The organism is Paraburkholderia tagetis (assembly GCF_022213065.1).
In the GTDB taxonomy this organism is placed as follows: Bacteria; Pseudomonadota; Gammaproteobacteria; order Burkholderiales; family Burkholderiaceae; genus Paraburkholderia; species Paraburkholderia tagetis.
On the sequence record NZ_JAKLJA010000005.1, the window covers coordinates 104,846 to 130,129 of the forward strand.

At 66.6% G+C, this 25,284-nt stretch carries 20 protein-coding genes; 10 read left to right on the forward strand and 10 right to left on the reverse strand.

Annotated elements, in window-relative coordinates; all coding sequences use genetic code 11:
- The first annotated feature begins 87 nt into the window (after window positions 1–87).
- The 4 genes from tsaB to L5014_RS09245 are packed head-to-tail and all read left to right on the forward strand — an operon-like array spanning window position 88 to window position 3,551.
- Entirely contained in the window at window positions 88–927 is an 840-nt protein-coding gene (tsaB, locus tag L5014_RS09230; protein WP_238463322.1) for a tRNA (adenosine(37)-N6)-threonylcarbamoyltransferase complex dimerization subunit type 1 TsaB, read from the forward strand.
- Complete coding sequence (rimI, locus tag L5014_RS09235; RefSeq protein ID WP_238463323.1) at window positions 924–1,418, forward strand: ribosomal protein S18-alanine N-acetyltransferase; 495 nt, start codon at window positions 924–926, stop codon at window positions 1,416–1,418. The genes tsaB and rimI overlap by 4 nt, the downstream gene beginning before the upstream one ends.
- On the forward strand, window positions 1,405–2,469 hold the full coding sequence (locus L5014_RS09240) for a uracil-DNA glycosylase family protein (protein ID WP_238463324.1): 1,065 nt from the start codon (window positions 1,405–1,407) through the stop codon (window positions 2,467–2,469). The genes rimI and L5014_RS09240 overlap by 14 nt, the downstream gene beginning before the upstream one ends.
- On the forward strand, window positions 2,466–3,551 hold the full coding sequence (locus L5014_RS09245) for a DUF1853 family protein (protein WP_238463325.1): 1,086 nt from the start codon (window positions 2,466–2,468) through the stop codon (window positions 3,549–3,551). Before L5014_RS09240 ends, L5014_RS09245 begins: the two co-directional genes overlap by 4 nt.
- Window positions 3,552–3,597: 46 nt before the next feature.
- Here L5014_RS09245 and thiD read toward each other — a convergent pair whose 3' ends face one another.
- Both thiD and lplT read right to left on the reverse strand, forming a co-directional pair.
- Window positions 3,598–4,404 (reverse strand): bifunctional hydroxymethylpyrimidine kinase/phosphomethylpyrimidine kinase, encoded by an 807-nt coding sequence (thiD, locus tag L5014_RS09250; protein ID WP_238463326.1) that lies wholly within the window; start codon window positions 4,402–4,404, stop codon window positions 3,598–3,600.
- Between the two features lie 174 nt (window positions 4,405–4,578).
- Complete coding sequence (gene lplT, locus L5014_RS09255; protein WP_238463327.1) at window positions 4,579–5,892, reverse strand: lysophospholipid transporter LplT; 1,314 nt, start codon at window positions 5,890–5,892, stop codon at window positions 4,579–4,581.
- A 218-nt stretch (window positions 5,893–6,110) separates the two neighbouring features.
- Between lplT and alr the strand changes: the two genes are divergently transcribed.
- The 3 genes from alr (at window position 6,111) to L5014_RS09270 (ending at window position 9,084) form a co-directional block, all read left to right on the forward strand.
- Complete coding sequence (gene alr / locus L5014_RS09260) at window positions 6,111–7,181, forward strand: alanine racemase (protein WP_238463328.1); 1,071 nt, start codon at window positions 6,111–6,113, stop codon at window positions 7,179–7,181.
- 123 nt (window positions 7,182–7,304) lie between these two features.
- Entirely contained in the window at window positions 7,305–8,681 is a 1,377-nt protein-coding gene (radA, locus tag L5014_RS09265) for a DNA repair protein RadA (protein WP_238463492.1), read from the forward strand.
- Window positions 8,682–8,814: 133 nt separating this feature from the next.
- On the forward strand, window positions 8,815–9,084 hold the full coding sequence (locus L5014_RS09270) for a DUF2866 domain-containing protein (RefSeq protein WP_238463329.1): 270 nt from the start codon (window positions 8,815–8,817) through the stop codon (window positions 9,082–9,084).
- A gap of 97 nt (window positions 9,085–9,181) precedes the next feature.
- Here the strand turns inward: L5014_RS09270 and L5014_RS09275 are convergent, their stop codons facing one another.
- On the reverse strand, window positions 9,182–10,369 hold the full coding sequence (locus L5014_RS09275) for a CaiB/BaiF CoA transferase family protein (protein WP_238463330.1): 1,188 nt from the start codon (window positions 10,367–10,369) through the stop codon (window positions 9,182–9,184).
- A 137-nt stretch (window positions 10,370–10,506) separates the two neighbouring features.
- Window positions 10,507–12,459, reverse strand: coding sequence for an ATP-binding cassette domain-containing protein (locus tag L5014_RS09280; RefSeq protein ID WP_238463331.1), 1,953 nt, complete (start codon window positions 12,457–12,459; stop codon window positions 10,507–10,509).
- A 222-nt stretch (window positions 12,460–12,681) separates the two neighbouring features.
- On the opposite strand from L5014_RS09280, the gene L5014_RS09285 reads away from it, so the two are divergent.
- The gene (locus tag L5014_RS09285) at window positions 12,682–13,164 is read left to right on the forward strand and encodes a glutathione peroxidase (RefSeq protein WP_238463332.1); all 483 of its coding nucleotides are present in this window, start codon (window positions 12,682–12,684) and stop codon (window positions 13,162–13,164) included.
- 23 nt (window positions 13,165–13,187) lie between these two features.
- Here L5014_RS09285 and cls read toward each other — a convergent pair whose 3' ends face one another.
- The 6 genes from cls to dapC form a co-directional block, all read right to left on the reverse strand.
- Window positions 13,188–14,663 (reverse strand): cardiolipin synthase, encoded by a 1,476-nt coding sequence (cls, locus tag L5014_RS09290; protein ID WP_238463333.1) that lies wholly within the window; start codon window positions 14,661–14,663, stop codon window positions 13,188–13,190.
- Between the two features lie 279 nt (window positions 14,664–14,942).
- The gene (gene prmB, locus L5014_RS09295; protein ID WP_238463334.1) at window positions 14,943–15,839 is read right to left on the reverse strand and encodes a 50S ribosomal protein L3 N(5)-glutamine methyltransferase; all 897 of its coding nucleotides are present in this window, start codon (window positions 15,837–15,839) and stop codon (window positions 14,943–14,945) included.
- Window positions 15,840–15,902: 63 nt separating this feature from the next.
- Complete coding sequence (dapE, locus tag L5014_RS09300) at window positions 15,903–17,042, reverse strand: succinyl-diaminopimelate desuccinylase (RefSeq protein ID WP_238463335.1); 1,140 nt, start codon at window positions 17,040–17,042, stop codon at window positions 15,903–15,905.
- Between the two features lie 199 nt (window positions 17,043–17,241).
- A complete protein-coding gene (locus tag L5014_RS09305) occupies window positions 17,242–17,610 on the reverse strand; it encodes an ArsC family reductase (RefSeq protein ID WP_238463336.1) in 369 nt (122 codons plus the stop codon).
- Window positions 17,610–18,437 (reverse strand): 2,3,4,5-tetrahydropyridine-2,6-dicarboxylate N-succinyltransferase, encoded by an 828-nt coding sequence (gene dapD, locus L5014_RS09310; RefSeq protein ID WP_112172816.1) that lies wholly within the window; start codon window positions 18,435–18,437, stop codon window positions 17,610–17,612. The genes L5014_RS09305 and dapD overlap by 1 nt, the downstream gene beginning before the upstream one ends.
- 85 nt (window positions 18,438–18,522) lie before the next feature.
- Window positions 18,523–19,752, reverse strand: a complete 1,230-nt coding sequence (gene dapC, locus L5014_RS09315; protein WP_238463493.1) for a succinyldiaminopimelate transaminase — start codon at window positions 19,750–19,752, stop codon at window positions 18,523–18,525.
- 556 nt (window positions 19,753–20,308) lie between these two features.
- Here dapC and L5014_RS09320 point away from each other — a divergent pair.
- Together L5014_RS09320 and smc are read left to right on the forward strand one after the other, a co-directional pair.
- Entirely contained in the window at window positions 20,309–21,391 is a 1,083-nt protein-coding gene (locus L5014_RS09320) for a DMT family transporter (protein ID WP_238463337.1), read from the forward strand.
- A gap of 204 nt (window positions 21,392–21,595) precedes the next feature.
- Window positions 21,596–25,114: a chromosome segregation protein SMC gene (smc, locus tag L5014_RS09325; protein WP_238463338.1), complete on the forward strand. Its 3,519-nt coding sequence runs from the start codon at window positions 21,596–21,598 to the stop codon at window positions 25,112–25,114.
- Window positions 25,115–25,284 lie beyond the last annotated feature (170 nt).

Sequence of the window (25,284 nt, forward strand, 5' to 3'; positions counted from 1 at the left end):
GCTCCATTCTAGTGAGGCCGGATTTGTGGACGCATGGGTCATGCCTGGCCGGCGACTGCGCGAAGGCGGCGCATTACAATAGCGCTCATGACTGAAACCGTGCTGCTTGCCCTCGATACCTCGACCGAATATTGCTCGGTCGCTTTGATTCGCGCCGCTTTGCTTCGCGCCGCTGTGCTTCCCGGCCCCCCCGGCGGCGCGTCTGATTCCGCCAGCGCCGGCCCTGCCCACGCGGCGCTTCCCGAGCCGCGCGTCTGGGTGCGTCACGAAGCGACTGGCGCCGTCTCCAGCACGCGCCTCCTGCCCGCGATTGGCGAGCTGCTCGCCGAAGCGGGGCTCGCACTCGCCGACTGCGATGCGATCGCCTTCGGCGCGGGCCCGGGCTCGTTCACCGGCCTGCGCACTGCCACGGGCGTCGCCCAAGGCCTTGCGTTCGGCCTCGACATTCCCGTGGTCCCCGTGAGCACGCTGCTCGTTTGCGCCGAGAGCGCGCGGATGCGCGATCCGTCGGCGGCGCGTGTGCTCGCGGCGCTCGACGCGCGCATGGACGAAGCGTACTGGGCCGACTACGCCTGGGACACGACCGCGAACGACTGGCACACATTGCGCCCGGCGTCGCTCGATGCGCCCGAGGTCATCGTCGCGCCCGACGAGCCGTTCACGCTCGCGGGCAACGCGGCGGCGGCGTTCGGCGCGCGCCTCGTCGCATCGACGACGGCGCGCACCATCGACGCCGAGGCCCTGCCGCACGCGCTGCCGCTGGCACACGCCGCGCTGCGCGCATTCCGCGCGGGCCGCACGCTGCGCGCCGATGAGGCCGCGCCCGAATACGTGCGCAACAAAGTCGCACAGACCACGGCCGAGCGCCTTGCTGCCAAGGCGGCGCAGGGCGGGGGCGGGGACTCGGGCCGCGAGGGGGGGCGATGAGCGGCGTGCTGATGACCGACCGCTACCTCTCGCAGATGACCGAGAGCGACCTGGACGAGGTCGTGGTCATCGAAAGATCCGCATACGAATTCCCGTGGTCGCGCGTCAACTTCGAGGACTCGCTGCGCAACGGCTACTTTGGCGTGTGTATGCGTCATGTGACGGGTACGCTGATCGGCTATTGCGTGCTGATGCCGGTCGTCGACGAGATGCATCTGCTGAATCTGTGTGTCGCGCCGCAGGCGCAGGGCGTGGGCGCGGGCCTTGCGCTGCTGCGCGAAGGCGTGCGCATCGCGCGTGCGCAGCGGCTCGAAGGGCTGTTGCTCGAGGTGCGGCCGTCGAATCACCGGGCGATCCGGCTCTACGAGCAATTCGGCTTTGTCACCATTGGGCGGCGCAAGAACTACTATCCGGCTCGCCACCACACCCGTGAAGACGCAATCGTGATGCGTTTTACTTTTGCATTGGAGGGCGCGGATGCCGCTCGATGAGATCGCGCTGGAGGAGCTCGGCCTCGCGCCGCGCTGGGTGCGCAAGGGCATGCCGGCGGGGCAGGCCGGCGCGCAGGATGCCGGGACCAACGGCGAGCGTGCCGCCGATGCTGCGCACGAAGCGGTGGCATCGACGGCACCGATGGCAAGATCGTCGGCCGAATCCGTAACGGCCGCCAGCGCCAACCTTTCTGCGCAAGCCGCAGCGGAGCCTACGCACCGGACAGTGCCGTCGCAACCGGCTGCGCAAGGCGTCACTGCGCCCGTGCCCGAACTGTATGCCTTCGCGCAGGAGCCTGCTGCGCAGACGCCGCCGGGCCGGGTAGTCGTGGAGGCAGCACAGGGCACACGGGCCGCACAGCCCGCGTCGGAGGAGCCCCCGCCGCTGACCGAAGACGATTTCGCCTGGTTCGATGCCGTGCCCGAACCGTCGCTGCCGCATGATCTGGCGCCTGCGCCTGCTCCGCGCAATGACGTCGCGACGCTCGACTGGGATGCGCTCGCCGAACGCGTGGCCTCCTGCACGCGCTGCCGTCTGTGCGAGAAGCGCACCAACACGGTGTTCGGCGTAGGCGATCGCGCGGCGGAGTGGATGTTGATCGGCGAGGCGCCGGGCGAGAACGAAGACCGCCTCGGCGAGCCGTTCGTCGGCCAGGCGGGCAAGCTGCTCGACAACATGCTGCGGGCGCTGTCGCTCGCGCGCGGCGAGAACGTCTACATTGCGAACGTCATCAAATGCCGTCCGCCCGGCAATCGCAATCCGGAGCCGGACGAGGTCGCGCGCTGCGAGCCCTACCTGCAACGCCAGGTCGCGCTCGTGAAGCCGAAGATTATCGTCGCGCTCGGGCGCTTTGCCGCGCAAAGCCTGCTCAAGACTGACGGCAGCATCGCCTCGCTGCGCGGACGCGTGCATCAGTACGAAGGCGTGCCCGTGATCGTCTCGTATCACCCCGCCTATCTGTTGCGCAGCCTGCACGACAAGTCGAAGGCCTGGGCCGATCTGTGCCTCGCCCGCGACACCTTGCGCGCGGCGGGAGGCGGCGAGCGATGACTGCCGGACGGCCCCCGGATGCCTCTTCGGGCGGCCCGGCCGTTGCAGGCTTCGACGGGCCGCCGTTCGACTCGCTCTACCAAAGTCTCACCGACCCCGCCGTGCGCGATCTCGCATGGCTGCTGTTCAGCGCCGATTTGTTGCGTGCGCAACCACTGGCGCCGCTTGCCGCACCATGGGCCGGCGATGACGAGGCCAGCGCCGCCGCAGCCTGGCTCACGCAGCTCGACCACGAGCCTGCCCGCCTGCATGCCGCGCTTGATACAGCGCGCCTCACGCGACTGGGCCGCTATGCCGAAACACTGCTTGGCTGGTATCTCGCCCATGGGCCGGCGCCCCGGCTGGTCGCGGCGAATGTCGCGCTGCGGCGCGCGGGTCTCACGCTTGGTGAGTGCGATTTCCTCGTGGAGACGAGCGACGCCCAGCGGCTGCATTGGGAGCTGGCGGTGAAGTGCTATCTGCACTCGGGCGTGGCGGAGAGCGGGGCGCCAAGACTCGCCGATTTCGTCGGACCGAATCTGCGCGACCGCTTCGATTTGAAGCTTGCGCATATGCTCGATCACCAACTGCGCTTGAGTGCGCGCGAAGAGTTCGCGTGGCTCGGTTATCAAGGTCCGTGGCTCGCGCAGATGTTCGTAAAGGGCTGGCTGTTCTATCGAGCGGGCAAGGGGGCGGGTACGCGGCCGGGCGACCCGCCGGAACTCGCCGCGCGGCATGGGCGCGGCTGGTGGGTCACGCACGCCGACTGGGCCGATTTTGCGGATCGCGAGGGCGTGGATGGCTGGAGTACGCTGCCGCGCCTCGCCTGGCTTGCGCCGCGACGCATCGGGCCTGAAACGCTGCGCGCGAGTGAAGCTGTCGAGCGCGCTTCATTCGCGCAAGCCGATACGCTCGCGGCCCGCAGCGCGGTGGCCGCGCCGGTTCCGGCCGTGACGTTGTTCGCGGGCCTCGCGCAGGCCCGCGAGCCGGCGATGGTGGCGGCCTTTGTCGCCGATGGCGCGGGTGGCTACGTTGAGCGCTCGCGCGGCTTCATCGTCCCCGACGATTGGCCGGCGCGAGCTCAGGCCTTCGCGCGGCAATGATGTCAGCCGTGACGTCGGCTATGGCGCCATTGGCGCCGCGCCAGATTCACCACCAGCGCCAGAAGTGATGCACCGGACCCACGCCGTGGCCCACGGCAAGCCGCTCGCTCGCTTCGAGCGCACCGGTGAGGTACGACTTCGCCTGCGTGACGGCATCCGCGAGCGTCGGCTGCTGCGGCCACAGCGCGGCAATTGACGACGAAAGCGTGCAGCCCGTGCCGTGTGTGTTCGTCACGGGGATGCGCGGCCCGCCCAGGCGCAGCGTTGCGCCGGCTTCGATCAGCCAGTCGGGGCTGTCGGCGCCGCCCAGATGCCCGCCCTTCATCAGCACCGCCTGCGCGCCGAGCACGCGCAGCGCCTCGCCTTGCTCGACCATCGCGGCTTCGTCGGTTGCGGGCGCCACGCCTAGCAATGCCGCGGCCTCGGGCAGATTCGGTGTGACGACGCCCGCGAGCGGCAGCAATTCCTCGCGCAGTGCCGCCACGGCTTCGGGCGCGAGCAGCGCGTGATTGCTCTTCGAAATCATGACCGTGTCGAGCACGATGCGCGGCGGCTGGTGGCGGCGCAGCGCAGCGGCGACGGCGCGCACGATCGATGCGTTGGCAAGCATGCCGATCTTCACGGCGTCGATGCGGATGTCCTCGAACACGGCGTCGAGTTGCGCCGCGACGAAGCCCGCATCGGGCGCGTGGATAGCGGTGACGCCGCGCGTGTTCTGCGCCGTGAGCGCGGTGATGACGCTCGCGCCATAGGCGCCGAGCGCGGAGAAGGCCTTGAGGTCGGCCTGGATGCCTGCGCCGCCACCCGAATCGGAGCCGGCGATCGTGAGGACATTGGAAATCGGTGAGGTCATGGCAGCGTCGCAAATGCGCCGCGCTCCGGGCCGCCAGGCCACCGCCGCGCAGGCGCTGGAAAGAGTCGATTACGGGGGCGAGCCACTGGGGCCGGATGCTTCAGGCTTTGTGCCTGCCGGGTGCATTCGGCGCGCGTTGCCAGGCTCCGCCGCAGCCAATTTGCCATCCGCAGTTCAATGATGGTGATGATTTTCGCCGATCAGCGCAACCGAGTCGAACGAGCGCTGATTGGCCTGGTGACGGCGCATCACGAGCCACATCATCAGGCAGACGAACGTGCCGAACAGCACGATCACGATGGTCACCGGCACGTCGAGCCAGACGAGCACGGCGTAGAGGCACAGCATCACGAGCACCGAGAGGTTCTCGTTGAAGTTCTGCACGGCGATCGAATGGCCGGCGGAGAGCAGCACGTGGCCGCGATGCTGGAGCAGCGCGTTCATCGGCACGACGAAGAAGCCGGAGAGTGCGCCGACCACCATCAGGAAGAGATAGGCGACCACGAGGTAACCCGGAATGCGCATGTGGCCGATATGCAGGCCCCAGTGCGGCGGAAACAGGTTGCGCGTGTAAAACGCCATGAGCATGACGGCGACGCCCATCATGATACCCACCGGCAGCACCGAGAGCGACTTCTTGAGCGGCACGCGCGCGGCGGCGATCATCGCGCCGGCGGCGACGCCGACGGCTACCACGGCTTGCAGCACTGCGGCTTCGGAGAGCGACATGCCGAGCGACACTTCGGCCCACTTCAGCACGATGAACTGCAAGGTGGCACCGGCGCCCCAGAAGAGCGTCGTGACCGCGAGCGAAATCTGGCCGAGTTTGTCGTGCCAGAGCGTGTTGAAGCAGTCGGCGAAGTCGGTGATGAGGCGGATCGGTCCGTGCTGCTGGCGTGGGTACCGCGCGCCGGTATCGGGGATGCGCAGATTGAAGAGCGCGGCGATGACGTAGATGACCATGATTACGAGCATCGCGGCTTCGGCGGGCGTGCTGATCGAGGCGGGCGTGTGGCGGATCACGTGGGCGGCGATGTGCGGGCTGATGAGCGCGCCGCCTAGCACCGTGCCGAGGATGATCGAGCCGACGGTGGTGCCTTCGATCCAGCCGTTGGCGGCAACGAGGCGCTCAGGCGGCAGCAGTTCCGTGAGAATTCCGTACTTGGCCGGCGAATAGGCCGCCGCGCCGAAACCCACCACCCCATAGGCGAACAGCGGATGCGTGCCGGCGAGCATGATGGCGCAGCCCACCACCTTGATCGTGTTCGTAATGAACATGACCTGGCCCTTGGGGCGCGAATCGGCAAAGGCGCCGACGAATGCGGCAAGAACAACGTAGGACAGGACGAAGAACAGCTTGAGCAGCGGCGTCATCCAGTTCGGAGCGTGGAGGTCTTTCAGCAGTGCAATTGCAGCGATGAGGAGCGCATTGTCGGCCAACGACGAAAAAAACTGCGCGGCCATGATGGTGTAAAAGCCTTTTTTCATCTGATGCGATGCTTTCCTCGCTGCGGTCCGTCCGCCCCGGACAGGTGGAGGCATCCGGGCTTATTACGTTCGAAATGGGTTGTGCGCAGGGCTTTATATCACGAAAATAGTGTGGTTCGGACTAGCACATTCCTTGACCGCCCATCAGGCGGGCCTGCCGGGCGCTGAAAACACCCTGTAAGCTCCTGATTCGAAAGCGTCTTTACGAAAAATCTCCCATGCCTCGCCCCCTCTCTGCCACGATTCACACCACCGCGCTCGCCAATAATCTCGCCGTCGTCCGCAAATACGCGCCGCAGTCGAAAATCTGGGCCGTGGTCAAGGCCAATGCTTACGGGCATGGACTTGCACGCGCGTTTCCCGGCCTGCGCGCAACCGATGGCTTTGGCCTGCTCGACCTCGAAGAGGCGGTGAAATTGCGCGAGCTGGGCTGGGCCGGGCCGATCCTGCTGCTCGAGGGCTTTTTCCGGCCGACCGACATCGACGTCATCGACCGTTATAGCCTCACCACCGTCGTCCACTGCGACGAGCAGATGCGCATGCTCGAAATGGCGCGTCTTTCCAAGCCGCTCAACGTTCAGCTCAAGATGAACAGCGGCATGAACCGGCTCGGCTATACGCCGGAGAAATACCGCGCGGCGTGGGAGCGGGCACGGGCTTGCCCCGGCATCGGCCAGATCACGTTGATGACGCACTTTTCGGACGCCGACACGCCGCGCGGCGTCGGCGAACAGCTGGCGGCGTTCGAGCGCGGTGCGCAGGGCATCGCGGGCACGCGCAGCCTCGCGAACTCGGCGGCGACGCTCTGGCATCCCGAATCGCATTTCGACTGGGTGCGCCCCGGCATCATTCTGTATGGCGCCTCGCCTTCGGGCGTGGCCGCGGCGCTGGAGGGCGTCGGCTTGCAGCCTGCCATGACGCTCGCCTCCGAAATCATCGCCACGCAGACGATCGCCGAAGGGCAGGCTGTCGGCTACGGCTCGACCTTCGCGGCGCGCCAGCCGATGCGCATCGGCGTGGTGGCCTGTGGCTACGCCGATGGCTATCCGCGCGTCGCACCCGAGGGCACGCCCGTGATCGTCGATGGGGTGCGCACGCGCGTGGTGGGGCGCGTCTCCATGGACATGCTCACGGTCGACCTCACGCTGGTGCCGGGCGCGGGCGTGGGGGCGCGCGTCGAGCTGTGGGGCGCGAATCTGCCAATCGACGACGTCGCGCAAGCCTGCGGCACGATCGGCTATGAGCTGATGTGCGCGGTCGCGCCGCGCGTGCCGGTGCGCGCGGAATAACCGGGCGCAAGCGGGGCACAGGCCAGGTACAGGCCAGGCACAAGCCGGCGGAAGCAAACAGCCGCAGACACAGGCAAACAAAAGCAGAAACACGCAATAGAAAAAGGCACCATGGCAAAAAGCATGGCGAAGGCGAAGACGCTCTATATATGTTCCGAATGCGGCGGGCAGGCGCCGAAGTGGCAAGGGCAGTGCCCCGCGTGCGGGGCGTGGAACACGCTGGTGGAAAGCGTTGCGGAGCCGGCCGGCAATCATCGCTATCAGTCGCTCGCGAAGAGCGCGCCGGTCCGGCGTCTGGCCGACATCGAAGCGTCCGATGTGCCGCGTTTCACCACGGGTGTCGGCGAGTTCGACCGCGTGCTGGGCGGTGGGCTGGTCGCGGGCGGCGTGGTGCTGATCGGCGGCGACCCGGGTATCGGCAAGTCCACCTTGCTATTGCAGTCCCTTGCGCAGATCGCGGCCGAGCGGCGCGCGCTCTACGTGAGCGGCGAGGAGTCCGCCGCGCAGATAGCGTTGCGTGCGCAACGGCTGGCGCTGCTCGATCCGGGTTCGAGGGCGAGCGAGCTGCAACTGCTCGCCGAAATCCAGCTCGAAAAGATCCAGGCGACCATCGAGGCCGAAAAGCCCGATGTCGCCGTGATCGACTCCATCCAGACGATCTATTCCGAGGCGCTCACGTCCGCGCCCGGATCCGTTGCGCAGGTGCGCGAGTGCGCAGCGCAACTCACGCGCATCGCCAAGCAGTCGGGCACGGCCATCATCATGGTCGGCCACGTGACGAAAGAGGGCAATCTCGCGGGCCCGCGCGTGCTGGAGCACATCGTCGATACGGTGCTGTACTTCGAGGGCGACACGCATTCGTCGTTCCGGCTCGTGCGCGCGTTCAAGAACCGCTTCGGCGCGGTCAACGAGCTGGGTGTGTTCGCGATGACCGAGCGCGGGCTGCGTGGCGTGGCCAATCCGTCGGCGCTGTTTCTCTCGCAACATGAGCAAAGCGTGCCCGGTTCCTGTGTTCTGGTGACGCAGGAGGGCTCACGGCCGCTGCTCGTGGAGGTGCAGGCGCTCGTCGATACGGCACAGGTGCCCAATCCGCGCCGCCTCGCGGTCGGGCTGGAGCAAAACCGCCTCGCGTTGCTGCTGGCGGTGCTGCATCGTCATGCGGGTATCGGCTGCTTCGATCAGGACGTTTTTCTGAATGCGGTGGGCGGCGTGAAGATCACCGAACCGGCCGCCGACCTCGCCGTGCTGCTCGCCATTCACTCATCGATGCGTAACAAGGCGTTGCCCAAGGGCCTGATCGTTTTCGGCGAAGTGGGGCTCGCTGGCGAGATTCGACCCTCGCCGCGCGGCCAGGATCGTCTGAAGGAAGCGGCCAAGCTCGGCTTCACCTGTGCGCTGATTCCACGCGCCAATGCGCCGAAACAGCCGATCGAGGGATTGAACGTGCTTGCTGTCGAGCGAATCGAGGAAGCCATCGATCGCGTGCGCGAGCTTGAATAAACCGGATGCCACGGAACGGTCTGTCGCGTAATGATTAGTAACAACCCTGGTACGTAATGTAACCTTTTCGTTTTGCGATTTCCCTATCCTTGCGCGGATGCTCAACCCGCATCCAGCGGAAAGGATAGCGACTTTGAAACAGACAGAATCGTCTTTCGGCATCGGCGGCAGCTCGATCGTCGTGCGCGGCTGCCGGGTCTCCGAGCCGCTTTTGCAACCTTGGGGCGACAGCTGTCGCATCGTCGAATGGATCGACAGCGACGGCCGTATTTCGCGTCAGGTGGTGGCCGGCAACGTTACGGCGGCGCAGGTGCGCAGCACCATTGCGCATCATGTGGAAGGCCGCAAGCACGTGCTTTACGACGACGAACGCGCGCCACGTCAGACTCTGCCGCGCCGGTAGGTTCGCGACTTCACCTCATTCAGCCATCGTGAAAATGGGCGCTTGATACTCCGCTTCGGAGTCGTCAAGCGCCCATTTTCGTCTTCCGGTAGATCACTCAACCCCACGGACCATAGTTGAAAGGCTTCTTGCCGGGCGGCTGGCTGGTTTGCGCCTGGCCGCCGCCGGGCGCGGAAGCGGGTGTAGCCGTGCCTTGGCCGGCTGCGTGGCGTGCCGCGGCTTCGCGCTGGGCGGCGGCCTCGTCCAGCAGCGCTTGCAGCACCTCGGGGTTGAACAGCGGATGCTGGGCGGCTTCGCCAGGCGTGAGCACGGGCGAAACACAGCAATCGATCACCTCGAGCCGGTCTATCCACGTCTGCAGCGTCTCGCCGGCGATGAGCGCGGCAAGCTCGCGCGTGAGCGCCACTGCGTCCGAGCCGCCTGGCGTCTGGCCGAGGCTCCAGTGCCGCTGAGCCCAGTCGTCGCGACCGATGGCCGCGCACAGCGCCTGCCAGAATTTCAGCTCGAGCGCGCCCACCGCGAGCCAGCGCGCGTCCTGCGTGCGGTACAGGTTGTAGCAGGGCACGCCGCCGTTGAGCAGGCCGCCGCCGGGCTGGAGCGCCGCTGCGTCGTCGTTGGCGAGGGCGACCTGGGCCATCACGTTGTGCGCATGCGCCTGGTGCGCCATGGAAACGTCGACAAAGCGGCCTTCGCCGCCGCGCGCCACGTGCCAGAGCGCGGCGAGGATCTGCGTGAGTGCGGCCTGCGCGCCGCCGAGCAGGTCGGCAATCTGGAAGTTCGGCAGCACGGGTTCGCCTTCGCGCGTGGCGATCTGGTCGAGCACGCCCGCGTAGGCGATGTAGTTCAGGTCGTGGCCCGCCCGGTCGGAGAACGGACCTTTTGCGCCATAGCCGGTGATCGCGCAGTAGACGAGCTTGGGATTATTCGCGCGCAACGTTTCGTAGCCGAGGCCGAGCCGTTCCATCACGCCGGGGCGGAAGCTTTCCACGAGCACGTCGGCGTCACGCGCGAGCGCGAGCAGCACCGCGCGACCGCCTTCGGACTTGAGGTCGAGGCGCGTCTCGCGCTTGCCGCGGTTGACGAGCCGGTAGAACGCGCCAGGGCGGCCCGCGATTTCATCCTCGGCGCTTTGCATCATGTTGCGCGCCGCGTCGCCGGCGCCGGGCGGCTCGATCTTCAGCACGTCGGCGCCCATTTCTGCGAGGCGCAGTGTGGCCACAGGCCCGGGCAGGAGGCGGGTCAGATCGAGAACACGTAGGCCTTGCAATGCGGCGGGTATCGACACTCGTTTGTCTCCTGAAGACTTCTGAAGGCTCCTGACCGTTGCGCTGACTACGACACCGGCAAAACGGCCGACGCGTCGGTAAAGATGCGGGGCGGGCCGGTGCGTGCGCAAGCGGCGCTGTGCCAGCCCGCGATGCGTCAACCGATCTGCTCGAGCTCCTCGTGTGCCTCGAGCCAGTCGGCCTCGAGCGTTTCGAGGCGTGTTTGGACCTCGGCCTGCCGGCGGATGGCTTCGGTCAGCCGCGTCTTTTGCGTCGGCTCGTAGCTGGCGGGGTCGGCGACGAACGCGTCCAGCGTGCCTTTCTCCGCGTTGAGCGTGTCCATTTCCTTTTCTATCTTGCCGATCTTCGCCTGCAGCGGCTTTTTCAGGTGCGAGAGCCGCTGGCGCGTTTCCGCCTCCTGGCGGCGCTGTTCCTTGCGGTTCACGCCGGCGTCGCCGGCGTTTGCGCCATCGAGTGCATTTGCCGTGCCGAGCGCCGCGCTCTTGATGGCCGCGCGCTGTTCGGCGGCGTGCTGCAGGAGCCAGTCGCGGTAATCGTCCAGGTCGCCGTCGAACGGTTGCAGGCGGTGCTTGGCCACCAGCATGAACTGGTCGGTCGTGGCGCGCAGCAGATGCCGGTCGTGCGAGACGAGGATCAGCGTGCCTTCGAACTGCGCCAGCGCCATGGTGAGCGCGTGACGCGTTTCAAGGTCGAGGTGGTTGGTCGGCTCGTCGAGCAGCAGGAGGTTGGGCTTCTGCCAGATGATGAGCGCGAGCGCGAGGCGCGCCTTCTCACCGCCCGAGAACGGGGCGATGGGCGCGGTGGCCATCTCGCCCGGAAAGTTGAAGCCGCCCAGAAAGTCGCGCAGCTCTTGCTCGCGCGTATCGGGCGCGAGGCGCGCGAGATGTTGCAGCGGCGTGTCGTCGGGGCGCAGCGTTTCCAGCTGGTGCTGCGCGAAATAGCCGATCTGCAGGCCCTTGCCGGTGCGCAGCTCGCCCGAGAGCGGCGCGAGCGTTCCGGCGAGCGTCTTGATGAGCGTGGACTTGCCCTGGCCGTTCGCGCCCAGCAGGCCGATGCGCTGCCCGTTCTGGATCGACAGCGCGACGCCCCCGACGATGGGCGTTTCGCTGCCGTCGTCGGCGCGGTAGCCGCAGCGCACGCTGTCCATCACGAGCATGGGGTTGGGCGCGGAATCGGGCGTGCGGAACTCAAACGTGAACGGCGAACTCGCGTGCGCGGGCGCGATAAGCTCCATCTTCTCCAGCGCTTTGACGCGGCTTTGCGCCTGGCGCGCCTTGGTGGCCTTCGCCTTGAAGCGGTCGATGAAGCTTTGCAGATGCGCGACGGTCCTTTGCTGCTTTTCGTAGGCGCTTTGCTGGAGCGCGAGCTGTTGCGCGCGCAGGATCTCGAACTGCGAGTAGTTGCCGCCGTAGCGTTTGACTTGCTGGTTCTCCAGATGCAGCGTGACGTTGCAGACGGAATCGAGAAACTCGCGGTCGTGCGAGATCACGACGAGCGTGCCGGGATAGCGCTGGAGCCAGTCTTCGAGCCAGACAATTGCGTCGAGGTCGAGGTGGTTCGTGGGTTCGTCGAGCAGCAGCAGGTCCGAGCGGCACATCAGCGCCTGGGCGAGGTTCAGGCGCATGCGCCAGCCGCCCGAAAAGCTCGCCACGGGCTGTTGCGTTTGCTCCATGGTGAAGCCGAGGCCGAGCAGCAGCGCCTCGGCGCGCGCCGGCGCGGTGTAACCGTCGGCGTCGGCAAAGGCGGCGTGAGCCTCGGCCTCGGCCGCGCCGTCGTGGGCTGCGGAGGCCGAGGCGATGCGCGCCTCGATTTCGCGCAGTGCGGCGTCGCCATCGAGCGCGTATTCCAGCGCGTTCTTTTCGACCGCCGGCGTTTCCTGGGCGACATGGGCGATCTGCCACGACGGCGGCATCGAAAAGTCGCCGGCATCCGCATGCAGTTCGCCGCGCAGCACGGCGAAGAGCGTGGACTTGCCCGCGCCGTTGGCACCGACGAGGCCGACCTTTTCGCCCGGATTCAGGGTGAACGAGGTCTGGTCGAAAAGCGGCTTGGTGCCGCGGGCAAGGCTGAATTGATTGAAGCGGATCACGAGAGCGCCAGCACGGACAAAACGTAAAGCGCTATTTTAACCGGGGCGCGCAGCCCGGGGCGCGTAGCTCGGGGCGCGTAACTCGGGCAGCGCAGGCTGCTCGGCCCTTGCCTCGGCATCGGCCGGACGGCTAACGCTGGGCGGCGGCGCATTGGGTCGTTCGGCCAGGGTGCGGTGGACCGGTTTTCTCACGTAGACTGGCGCTTTCGTTGGGAGAGCCAGATGTCGACGGTTTATTCGTTTTCGGCCGCGCCGCTCGGCGGCGGCACGCCGGTGAGTCTCGAGCAGTACACGGGCAAGATCATGCTGATCGTCAATACGGCGAGCGAATGCGGATTTACGCCACAGTACCAGGGCTTGCAGAAGCTCCACGAGCAGTATGCCGCGCGCGGCCTCGCGGTGCTCGGTTTTCCGTGCAACCAGTTCGGCAAGCAGGAGCCGGGCGACGCCGCGCAGATCGGCGCCTTCTGCGAGAAGAACTTCGGCGTCACGTTTGCGATGTTCGAGAAGATCGAGGTGAACGGCGCGAACGCGCATCCGCTCTATCAATGGCTCAAGGGCGAGGCGCCGGGATTGCTCGGCATTGGGCGGATCAAATGGAACTTCACGAAGTTCCTCGTGGACCGCAACGGCAAGGTCGTCAAGCGCTATGCGCCGGCCACGAAACCCGATGCCATCGCGGCGGACATCGAGCAACTGTTGTAAAGGCAGGCTCGCTTGCGGGCTCGTTACAGTACTGGCGCGAAGAGGCGGGCGACATGCATCGACATCTTGCGCCACGCGTGGGCGTCGCGGTATTCGCTGCGGTCGATCTCGAACGTATCCTCGAAGTCGCGCAGCAGCATCGCCTCCACTTCGGAGGCAAAGCCGCGGTGCACGGTCAGCACCATGATTTCGAAGTTCAGCCGGAACGAGCGGTTATCCAGATTCGCGCTGCCGATGGCGGCGGCGGTGTCGTCGATCAGCACCACCTTCTGGTGCAGGAAGCCCGGCTTGTAGCGGAAGATGCGAATGCCCGCGCGCACCGCGTCGAAGGCATAGAGCGTGGAGGCCTCGAACACCACGAAGTGATCGCGCCGGCTCGGGATCATGATGCGCACGTCCACGCCGCGCAGGGCCGCGAGGCGCAGCGCCGAGAACACGGCTTCATCCGGAATGAGGTAGGGCGTGGTGATCCAGATGCGCTTTTTCGCGGCATTGATCGCCTCGACGAAAAAGAGCGAGCAGGTCTCCTGACGATCGGCGGGGCCGGTGGGCATCACGAGGCAGTACATGTCATCGCCGTCGTGCGGCTTGACTTGCGACTTGACTGCCGGCGGCTCGCAGCCCGGCAGTTGCTGGGTGACCCAGTACCAGTCTTCGGTGAAGGCGAACTGGATGTTGGCCACCACCGGCCCGCGTACCTCGATATGGGTGTCGCGCCACGGCGAGAGGGGCGGCTTCGCGCCCAGATATTCGACGCCCACGTTGTGGCCGCCCACGAAGGCGCGCTCGCCGTCCACCACTACGATCTTGCGGTGGTTGCGAAAGTTGAGCTGGAAGCGGTTGACGAAGCGGCGCTTCGTCGAGAACGGGTGGACTTCGATGCCGCCCGCGCGCAGGTCGTGCACGTAGCTCGCAGGCAGGTCGAAGCTGCCGATGCTGTCATAGAGGAACAGGACGCGCACGCCGCGTGCGGCGCAGGCGAGCAGGATGTCCTTGAACATGTCGCCGAGTGCGTCGGCGCGCACGATGAAGAACTGCACGATCACGTAATGGCGCGCTTGTTCGATAGCGTCGAAGATCGCGGCAAACGTGGCTTCTCCGTTGACGAGCGTGCGCACCGTGTTGCCCGGCACGAGCGGCATGCCGCCCAGGTGCGAGAACGTGCGGATCACGCGCGTGCTCAATTCGTCGGCTGGCCAGTCGCCCACGTTGACGAGCTCGTCTGCCGTGCCGCCGGGTCGGCTCCAGGCGGGCACATGCGCGCGTGAACGCAAGGTTTCGTTGCGCAGCCGCCGCGCGTCCGCATAGCCCTCGAACTTGCTGCGGCCAAGGAACAGATAGGGGACCAGCGTGAGGTAGGGCATCGTCGCGAGCGAGACGGCCCAGGCGATTGCGCCTTGCGAGGTGCGTGTGTTGAGGATGGCGTGGCACGCCGCGATCAGGCCGAGCAGATGCATGATCGCGAGCAGGGTGCCGAGGGTTGACCAGTCGAATCGCATAAAGGCGCGGGACGCTCCTGAAGCCGGGCGGCGCTTGGCGCGACTGCGGATCGTGCGAAACGCTAAACGTCTGTGCTGCGTCCATGCCGCGTGAGCCGGGAAACGTCCATCTTACCGAACCCTGTCGGGCGGTGGCGCCTCGGCTTGCGCGCCGGCTTTGCGCCAATCGGGGGGGCGTGTTTGCGTGCCGCCGGCCAGGTCGTGCGTTGCGGTGCGCCGCGGTGTTCCGGAGCGTTCTTGAACGCCCAGGAACACCGCTTGATAGCTACTGCTCCATGCTCAGACCGGCAGGTCCGCGGCCTGGATCAGGAAAACCTGGTCGTCGCCCGCGCTCGTCGAGAGCCAGACGAGTTCGAGACCGCCGAACGCCGCTTCCACGTTCGCGCGCTCGTTGCCGATCTCCACCACGAGCACGCCCTCGTCGGTGAGCCAGTTGCGCGCTTCGCCGATGATGCGGCGCACGATGTCCATGCCGTCCGCGCCGCCCGCGAGCGCCATTTCCGGCTCGTGGCGGTATTCGGGCGGCAGCGCCTGCATCGATTCGGCGTTCACGTATGGCGGATTTGTGATGATCACGTCGTAGCGGCGCTCGGCCAGCGGCGCGTAAAGGTCGCCTTCGAAAAGCGCGATGCGCTCGTCGAGGCCATGCTCGCGCACGTTGCGCGCGGCGACTTCGAGCGCGGGCGCCGAGAGGTCGACGGCGTCGACGTCGGCGTTCGGGAACGCGTGCGCGGCGAGAATCGCGAGGCTTGCCGAGCCCGTGCACAGCTCGAGCACGGCGGTGACCGCTTCAGGATCTTCAACGTAGGGCTGCAAACCGTCTTCGAGCAGCTCGCCGATGAACGAGCGCGGCACGATCACGCGCTCGTCCACATAGAAGCGCACGCCGTGCATCCACGCTTCCTGCGTGATGTAGGCGGCGGGCACGCGCTCATTCGCGCGGCGCTCGATCACCGCGAGCACCCGGTCGACTTCCTCGGGCGCGAGGCGCGCGTCGAGAAATGGATCGAGCAGGTCGAGCGGTAGATGCAGCGTGTGCAGGATCAGGTACGCGGCTTCGTCATAGGCGTTGGTCGTGCCGTGGCCGAACGCGAGCTGCTCGGCCGAAAAGCGCGAGACGCCGTAGCGCAGCAGGTCGCGCACGGTGGAAAAGGTCGTGGCTAGCGGATGGGTCATATTTTTTACTCCAGCAATATTCCGGCAGGCGCGATTGCCGCTCGGTTGCCTCTCAGTTGCCGCTCAGGCGATCAATTGTTCCAGCACCCGGCGGTACACGTTCTTGAGCGGATCGACGAATTTTACTTCGATATGCTCATCGATCTTGTGGATGCTGCCATTGAGCGGCCCGAATTCCACCACTTGCTCGCACAGGCGCGCGATGAAGCGGCCATCGGACGTGCCGCCCGTGGTCGACAGCTCGGTGCTCACGCCGGTCTCGTCGAGAATCGCTTTTTCGAGCGCGTTCGAGAGCGCGCCGCGCGGGGTGAGGAAGGGCAGGCCGCTCACGCTCCAGTGCAGGTCGTACTCGAGGGCGTGCTTGTCGAGAATCGCATGCACGCGCTTTTGCAGGCCTTCCACGGTGCTTGCCGTCGAAAAGCGGAAGTTGAACATCACGTCGGCGTGGCCGGGGATCACGTTGGAGGCGCCGGTACCGCTATGGATGTTGGAGACCTGCCACGTGGTGGGCGGGAAGTATTCGTTGCCGTCGTCCCATTTTTCGGCGACGAGATCGGCCAGCGCCGGCGCGAGCAGATGCACGGGATTCTTCGCGAGATGCGGATACGCGATGTGACCTTGCACGCCTTTCACGATGAGCTTGCCCGACATCGAGCCGCGCCGGCCGTTCTTCACGCAGTCGCCGAGCGTGTGCGTGGAAGTGGGCTCGCCCACGATGCAGTAGTCCATTTTTTCGCCGCGCGCCTGCAGCGCCTCGACCACCTTGATGGTGCCGTCGGTCGCGGGGCCTTCTTCGTCGCTCGTGATGAGAAAGGCGATCGCGCCGCGATGCTGCGGGTGCGCCGCCACGAACTCTTCGCTTGCCACGACGAACGCCGCGAGCGAGGTTTTCATGTCGGCGGCGCCGCGACCGTAGAGCTTGCCGTCGCGGTGCGCGGGCTCGAACGGCGGCGAGCTCCATTGCTCGATCGGGCCCGTGGGCACGACGTCGGTGTGGCCCGCGAAGGCGAGCAGCGGGCCTTCGGTGCCCGCCGTGCCGCGCTTGACGGCCCAGAGGTTGGTCACGCCGTTGGATTCGATCGTTTCGCACGCGAAGCCGAGCGCGGAGAGGCGTTCGGTCATGATGCGCTGGCAGTGCTGGTCGTCGGGCGTCACGGACGCGCGTGCGATCAGGGCTTCGGTAAGGGCGAGGGTGGCGGACATGAATGAACCACTTTCAATAAAAATGCCGGCGCCGCTGATCGAACAGGGGCCGGCAACAGCAAGGGATAACAGTGTGCGCCCGATTCGGCAAACGCGCGCGCTAAAGGAGCTCGGCGGGCGTTCATCGTGCGCACGCGGCGCTCAAACAGCGAGCACCGCGTTCAGGCGAGCAGCGTCTTTCAAACGAACGGCGTTTCGCTCAAGCGAACAGCGTTTCGTACTGCTCGGCGGAAAAGCCCAGCGTCTTCACGCGGCCATTCACGGCAAGCACCGGGCGCTTGATGATCGACGGCTTGTGGATCATCAGCGCGATCGCGCCCGTGGTGGTATCGGCTTCGGCCTTGTGCACCTCGGACAGCCCGCGCCAGGTCGTGCCGCGCTTGTTGATGAGCTGATCCAGCGATACGTCCTTCAGCCAGTCCTGGACCAGCGCATTCGACACGCCCGCTTTCTTGAAGTCGTGGAATTCGAACTCGACGCCGTGCTCTTCGAGCCACACGCGGGCCTTCTTCACGGTGTCGCAGTTCGGAATGCCGTAGACGACGACGGTCTTTGCGGCCTTCGCCATCAGTCGCCTCGCAGCAGCTCGTTCAGGCCGACCTTGGCGCGCGTCTTCGCATCGACCTTCTTGACGATCACGGCGCAATAGAGGCTGTGCGAGCCGTCCTTCGAGGGCAGGTTGCCGGCCACGACGACCGAGCCCGCCGGGATGCGGCCGTACGAGACTTCGCCGGTTTCGCGGTCGTAGATCTTGGTCGACTGGCCGAGGTACACGCCCATAGAGATGACCGAGTTCTCTTCGACGATCACGCCTTCCACGACTTCCGAACGCGCGCCGATGAAGCAGTTGTCTTCGATGATGACCGGGTTGGCCTGCAGCGGCTCCAGCACGCCGCCGATGCCCACGCCGCCCGAGAGGTGCACGTTCTTGCCGATCTGCGCGCACGAGCCGACGGTGGCCCACGTGTCGACCATCGTGCCTTCGTCCACATAGGCGCCGATGTTGGTGTACGACGGCATCAGCACGACGTTCTTCGCGATGAACGAGCCGCGGCGCGCGATGGCCGGCGGCACGACGCGAAAGCCGCCCGCTGCGAAGTCTTCGGCCGTGTAGTTGGCGAACTTCGAGGGCACCTTGTCGTAGAACTGGCTGTAGCCGCCAGCGGGCATCGGCGCGTTGTCTTCCAGGCGGAACGACAGCAGCACAGCCTTTTTGACCCACTGGTTGACGACCCAGTCGCCGTCCTTCTTCTCGGCGCAGCGCAGCGCGCCGCGGTCGAGTTCCGCGATCACGTGGGCGACGGCTTCGCGCACGTCGTTCGGGGCGGACTTGGGCGAGAAGTCGGCGCGGTTTTCCCAGGCGGTATCGATGATCTGCTGAAGTTGTTGCGACATGGTGGTGGTTTCGTGTGAGTTCAAATGCGATGGCTCGCGCACCCGGAGACGGGCGCGCGTACGGAAGTGGCTTTGCTGCGCGTTACTACCCGAGCGAGCGGCAGAAGTCGACGATGCGCTGCGCGCCCTCGATGCACTCCTCGACGTCGGCGACGAGCGCCATGCGGACGAAGTCTTTGCCAGGATTCGCGCCATGCGCTTCGCGCGCGAGATACGAGCCCGGCAGAACCGTAACATTATAGTCGGCGTAGAGGCGCTGGGCGAACGCGGTATCCGACAGGCCAGTGCGCGCGACGTTGGCCCAGAGATAGAACGCGGCGTCGGGCAGCTTTACGTCGAGCACGTCGGCGAGCATCGGGGTGATCGTCGAGAATTTTTGCACGTACTTCGCGCGGTTCTCGCGCACGTGCGCCTCGTCGCCCCAGGCCGCGATGCTGGCGGACTGCCAGACCGGCGAGAGGGCCGAACCGTGGTACGTGCGGTAGAGCAGGAATTGCTTGAGCAGCGCCGCGTCGCCTGCGACGAAGCCCGAGCGCATGCCGGGCGCGTTCGAGCGCTTCGAGAGGCTCGAGAGCATGATCAGGCGCTCGAAGCCGCGGCCGAGCCGGTGAGCCGCTTCCAGGCCGCCGAGCGGCGGATTCGCTTCGTCGAAGTAGATTTCCGAGTAGCACTCGTCGGAGGCGATCACGAAGCCGTAGCGCTCGGACAGCGCGAACAGCTCGCGCCAGTCGTCGAGCGTGAGCACGGCGCCGGTCGGGTTGCCCGGCGAGCAGACATAAAGCAGCTGCGTGCGCGCCCAGACGTCTTCGGGAACCTGCGAATAATCGCAGGCGAAGTTGCGCTTCGGATCGCTGTTCACGAAGTACGGTTCGGCGCCCGCGAGCAGCGCGGCGCCTTCGTAGATCTGGTAGAACGGATTCGGACAGAGTACGATCGGCCGCCTTGCCGGGTCCGCTGGGTCTCTTGCTGCCGCCGTGGGATCCACGACCGCCTGGGCGAGCGCGAAGAGCGCCTCGCGCGAGCCGCACACGGGCAGCACTTGCGTGGCGGCGTCGACGGCGGGCAGGCCGTAGCGCTCAGTCACCCATTTCGCGATCGCTTCGCGCAGCGCCGGGCTGCCGGCCGTGGCCGGATAGGCCGAAAGGCCGTCGAGCGAGGCGACGATGGCGTCGCGGATCAGCGCGGGCGTCGGATGTTTCGGCTCGCCGATTCCGAAGCTGATAGGGCGCAGGCCAGCATTCGGCGCGACGTCCTTGAAGAGCGCACGCAGCTTTTCGAAAGGGTAGGGCTGGAGGGAGTCGAGTAGCGGATTCACTGGCTTGGCGGGCGAAAAGCGAAAGACGGGTGGACCGCGCGCGGCGCAAGGGTCGGCATGGCGGCCCGGTTCCGGCGACGACGTGACCATGACATGGCCATGATATGGCCGGTTTCTGCTGCGCCTGGCGGGGCGATCCGGCATGGGTGGAGCGGATCGCGGCGGCGCAACGCCTGTCGTGCGTCGGCTGTGGCTGCTGCGGCTGGAAAAGCGTGAAGTATAACTTGGCGATGCGCTGCCTGCGGACGCTCTCGCGTGTGCGCGGGCGAGGCACATGGCCGGGAATATGGGCTCGAGGGTCCCGCGAGACCCGGTGGGCGCGCTTCGGCGGCGGAGGTCGCCTGCGCATGACATGCCGCGCATAGCGCATATACGACAACAAGCAGGCCGACAAGCAGGACAATCGGGAATAAAAAAGGATAGGTATGCAGTCTGGAAATCGACCGATGCGCGCTATCTGCGAATCGGCGTATGGGTACGTATTGGTGTACGAAGCGGTGTACGAAGCGGTGTACGAAGCGGCGTATGTATCGGCGCTGAACGGGAGGGCTGTGCGATGAGCACGAGCCTGAAGTCCGGCTGGCCGACGCTCGCCATCATGATCGGCGCCTCGGTGTGGGGCGTGATCTGGTATCCGCTGCGCACGCTGGCGAGCCTCGGCCTGACGGGCACGGCCGCCGCGGCGGCGACCAGCGCGGCGGGGTGTCTCTTCGTGCTGTTGCTGCGCCGCCGCTCGATCGCCACGGTGCGCTGGCATTGGGTGCTGCCGATGCTGGGACTGGCGGCGGGCGTCACCAATATCGGCTTCGTGTGGGGCGCGATCCACGGCGAAGTGATGCGCGTGCTGCTGCTTTTCTATCTCACCCCGGCATGGACCGCGATCTTCGCGCATTTCATCCTGAACGAGCGCCTCACATGGCACGGTGCGGGGCTCTCCGCGCTGTCGCTCGCGGGCGCGGTGCTCATGCTGTGGTCGCCGAAGCTGGGCGTGCCGTTGCCGGCCAGCGCCGCCGAATGGGCGGGGCTGGCCGGCGGCATGGGCTTCGCGATGAGCAACGTGCTCGTGGTGAAGACGAGCCGCGTGCTGCCGCAGATGAAGCCCGAGATGCGCACCGCCGTGATTTTCTGCGGGGCGGCGATCCTGGGCACGGTGGCGTCGCAATTCGAGCCGATGCCGGTGCTGCACGGCGGCGAGTCGCTCGCGCGCATCGTGTTTCTCGTACTCCTGCTCGGCTTGTTGCTCAGTTCGAACAATATGCTCGTGCAGTACGGTCTCGCGCGCGTGCCGGCCAACCGCGCATCGATCATCATGCTGTTCGAGATCGTGGTGACCGCACTCTCGTCGTGGCTGCTCGCGGGTGAAACGCCGCGGCCGCGCGAGTGGGCGGGCGGCGCGTGCATCGTGCTCGCCTCGCTGCTTTCGAGCTGGGTGCACCGCGCGCAGGACGCTAAAAAGAGCGAGCGGCATGAGAAGCACGCGAGTGCCGACGCCAGCACGATTGCCCACGCGCAGGCGTGCCCCATCGACGAAAGCGGCAGAATCGCTGATTGCGGCGATGGCGACGGCGGCGCCAATGACCCCGGCGGCCCCGGCGCATCGCGGCGCGGCGGGCGGAATGGCGCGCGCACGATGGTATGATTGCCGCTGATCCTCGCCGGCCGGGCGCGCACAAGGTGCTCCGCGCGGCGAGCCGTGGCGGCTGCCCGACATGTAGTGCCTGAAGTGCTCAATGCGTGTGCGCCGCGTGGCGCACCGCCGTGCGACCGGTCGTGAGGTCGACGGCACGTGGCCTGCGGCACGGGCGGTCCCGTTCACTCTCCCTATTCAAACAGCGATATCGCCGTGCGTCTGACCTCGATTAAACTCGCTGGCTTCAAATCATTCGTCGATCCCACGCATTTCCAGGTCCCGGGCCAACTCGTCGGAGTGGTCGGGCCTAATGGCTGTGGCAAATCGAACATCATCGACGCCGTGCGCTGGGTGCTCGGCGAATCCCGCGCGTCGGAGCTGCGCGGCGAGTCGATGCAGGACGTCATTTTCAACGGCTCCACCGCACGCAAGCCGGGCAGCCGCGCGAGTGTCGAACTCGTGTTCGACAACGCGGACGGGCGCGCCGCGGGCCAGTGGGGCCAGTATGCCGAGATCGCTGTCAAGCGCGTGCTCACGCGCGACGGCACCTCGAGCTACTACATCAACAATCTGCCGGCACGCCGGCGCGACATCCAGGACATCTTCCTCGGCACCGGCCTCGGGCCGCGCGCGTACGCGATCATCGGGCAGGGCATGATCGCTCGCATCATCGAGGCGAAGCCCGAAGAGCTGCGCGTATTCCTCGAAGAGGCCGCGGGCGTCTCGAAGTACAAGGAACGCCGCCGCGAGACGGAAAACCGTCTGCACGACACGCGCGAGAACCTCACGCGCGTGGAGGACATCGTGCGCGAGCTCTCCGCGAACCTGGAGAAGCTCGAAGGCCAGGCGGTGGTGGCGACGAAGTTCCGCGAGCTGCAGGCCGAAGGCGAGGAAAAGCAGCGTCTGTTGTGGCTGCTGCGCAAGAACGAAGCGGCCAGCGAGCAGCAGCGCCAGCAACGCGCGATCGAGCAGGCGCAGATCGACCTCGAGCGGCACACCGCGCAACTGCGCGAGGTGGAAGCGCAGCTCGAAACGCTGCGCGTCGCGCACTATTCAGCGAGCGATGCGATGCAGGGCGCGCAAGGCTCGCTCTATGAAGCGAACGCCGAAGTGAGCCGCCTCGAAGCGGAAATCAAGTTCATCGTCGAATCGCGCAATCGCGTGCAGGCGCAGATCGCGGCGCTCACCGCGCAGCGCGAGCAATGGCAGGTGCAGGCGCAGAAGGCCCAGGACGACATCGCGGACGCCGAAGAGCAGCTCGCGATGGGCGAGGAAAAGGCGGCCATCGCCGAAGAACAGGCGGCCGCGAAGCAGGAAGCGCTGCCCGCGCTCGAAAACCGCTGGCGCGATGCGCAGGCGCAACTGAATGACGAGCGCGCGGGCATCGCGCGTACCGAACAGGCGATCAAGCTCGAAGCCGCGCATCAGCGCAACGCCGACCAGATGCTCCAGCAGCTTCAGCAGCGCCACGAGCGTCTGAAGTCGGAGGAAGGCGGTCTCGACGCGCCCGACGAAGTGCAGCTCGAAGAGTTGCGCATGCAACTGGCCGAGCAGGAAGAAGTTCTGCGCGAGGCGCAGGAGCGTCTTGCCGATGCGCAGGACACGGTGCCGCGCCTCGACGCGGAGCGCCGCGCCGCGCACGAGCGCGTGCAGGCCGAAGGCGCGCAGATCCATCAGCTCGAAGCGCGCCTCGCCGCGCTCAAGCAGCTCCAGGAGAACGTGCAGACCGAAGGCAAGATCCAGCCGTGGCTCGAGCGCCATGAACTGGGCGCGCTGCCGCGTCTGTGGAAGAAGCTCCATGTCGAAGCCGGCTGGGAGACCGCACTCGAAGCTGTGCTGCGCGAGCGGCTTGCCGCGCTCGAAGTATCGAATCTCGACTGGGTGAAGGCGTTCGCGACCGATGCGCCGCCGGCCAAGCTTGCGTTCTATGCGCCGCCGCCGGCCGGACAGGCGCCGGCCGCGCCCGCGGGTCTCACGCCGCTGCTCTCGCTCGTGCGCATCGACGACGCGGGCTTGCGCGCGGTGCTCAACGAGTGGCTCGGCACGAGCTTCGTGGCCGCCGATCTCGCCGAAGCGCTTGCGCAGCGCGCGCAGTTGCCCGAAGGCGGTGCCTTCGTGGTGAAGGCTGGCCATACGGTGACGCGCGTGGGCGTGCAGCTCTATGCCGCCGATTCGGAGCAGGCGGGCATGCTGGCGCGCCAGCAGGAAATCGAGAATCTCACGCGCCAGGTGCGCGCCCAGGCACTGCTCGCTGACGACGCACGTACCGCCGCGGTACGTGCGGAAGCTGCGCATACCCAGGCGGCCCAGGCGCTCACCGAAGTGCGCCAGCAGGCCGAGCGCGCGACGCAGCGCGTGCACGCGCTGCAGATGGACGTGCTCAAGCTCACCCAGGCGCACGAGCGCTATACGGCGCGCAGCACGCAGATTCGCGAGGAACTCGAAGAGATCCGCGCGCAGATCGAAGAGCAGCGCGCGCTGCGTGCGGAGTCGGAGGCGAACTTCGAGCGCCATGACGCCGAGCTCGCGGAGTTGCAGGCTCGCTTCGAAGACAATCAACTGGCGTTCGAGTCGCTCGACGAGGAGTTGGGCAACGCGCGCAACGAGGCGCGCGATCTCGAGCGTGCGGCGGGCGATGCGCGCTTCGCGGCGCGCAACATGGCCAACCGCATCGAAGAGCTCAAGCGCAACATCCAGGTCGCGCACGACCAGAGCGAGCGCGTAGCCGTTTCGCTCGAAGACGCGCGCGCCGAGCTGGAAACGATCAACGAGCAGACCGCGCACACGGGCCTGCAGGACGCGCTGGAAATCCGCGCGGAGAAGGAAGAAGCGCTGCGCGCCGCGCGCGCCGAACTCGACGACCTGAGCGCGAAGCTGCGCGCGGCCGACGAGACGCGCCTGACCGCCGAGCGCGCGCTGCAACCGCTGCGCGACCGTATCACCGAATTGCAGTTGAAGGAGCAGGCCGCGCGCCTGAACGGCGAGCAGTTCGTCGAGCAACTGCAAGCCGCGGGCGTGGACGAGGCCGCGTTGCAGGAAAAGCTCACGGGCGACCTCAAGCCTTCTTATCTGCAGGGCGAAGTCACGCGCATCAACAACGCGATCGCGGCGCTCGGGCCGGTCAACATGGCCGCGCTCGACGAGCTGGCCGCCGCGAAGGAGCGCAAGACCTTCCTCGATGCGCAGTCCGCGGACCTCACGAGCGCGATCGAAACGCTCGAAGACGCGATCCGCAAGATCGACCAGGAAACGCGCACGCTGCTGCAAGGCACCTTCGACGAGGTGAACCGGCATTTCGGCGACTTGTTCCCGCGCCTCTTTGGCGGCGGCCAGGCGAAGCTCATCATGACCGGCGACGAGATTCTCGACGCCGGCGTGCAGGTGATGGCGCAGCCGCCCGGCAAGAAGAACTCGACGATTCACCTGCTTTCGGGCGGCGAGAAGGCGCTCACCGCCACGGCGCTCGTGTTCGCGATGTTCCAGTTGAATCCGGCGCCGTTCTGTCTGCTCGACGAAGTGGACGCGCCGCTCGACGACGCCAACACGGAACGCTTCGCCAATCTGGTGCGCGCGATGTCGGACAAGACGCAGTTCCTGTTCATCTCGCACAACAAGATCGCGATGGAGATGGCGCAGCAGTTGATTGGCGTGACGATGCAGGAGCAGGGCGTTTCGCGCATCGTTGCGGTCGACATGGAAACGGCAGCCGGTTTCGCACAGAATATGGCCTGATGGTCTGACGGGCAGATCCGACGGCGGGACTGACGGGTTGGGCTGACGGTTGGACTGAATAACGGCGCGCGGCGCGCGGCTGGCAACGCCTGCGTTTTACGAGAAGGGCGGCCGCTGCAAGTGCCGCTGGCGCCACGCATGCGGTGCGCGTGTTCCTGAGGGATGGCGCG